The 486-nt window shown below is 51.2% G+C and carries 3 tRNA genes; all 3 read right to left on the bottom strand.

The features are described 5' to 3' along the window. Positions 1-119: 119 nt before the first annotated feature. Positions 120-195 (bottom strand) — tRNA-Gly (locus CIK04_RS32470). 34 nt (positions 196-229) lie between these two features. After that, positions 230-306, bottom strand: a tRNA-Met gene (locus tag CIK04_RS32465). A 54-nt stretch (positions 307-360) separates the two neighbouring features. Continuing rightward, positions 361-436: transfer RNA gene (locus tag CIK04_RS32460), tRNA-Gly, on the bottom strand. Between the last annotated feature and the right edge of the window lie 50 nt (positions 437-486).

Genomic DNA, 486 nt, shown 5'->3' with positions numbered 1-486 from the left:
GCGGATTTGAACCGAACGACCTTCGGGTTATGAGCCCGACGAGCTACCAAGCTGCTCCATCCCGCGTCCGTAATATTATCGTTAAGCACGATAAAGGCTATTTCATCCACTTGAGAAAGTGGAGCGACACACGAGGTTCGAACTCGTGACCTCAACCTTGGCAAGGTTGCGCTCTACCAACTGAGCTAGTGTCGCATTTGTTAAACGCCGTAGCATTTAATGTAGAAATTGGTTGCGGGGGCCGGATTTGAACCGACGACCTTCGGGTTATGAGCCCGACGAGCTACCAAGCTGCTCCACCCCGCGTCCGTATTGTTATCGTTAAGCACGATAAGGGCTTTACTTCCACTTTAAAGAAAGTGGAGCGACACACGAGGTTCGAACTCGTGACCTCAACCTTGGCAAGGTTGCGCTCTACCAACTGAGCTAGTGTCGCAATGTCATCGTTAAGCACGATAAGGGCTGTAAACTGGAGCGACACACGAG

This window comes from Vibrio sp. 03_296, from assembly GCF_002265885.1.
The sequence above is the reverse complement of the archived record's forward strand: the minus strand, read 5'-3'. Positions and strand labels throughout refer to the sequence as shown.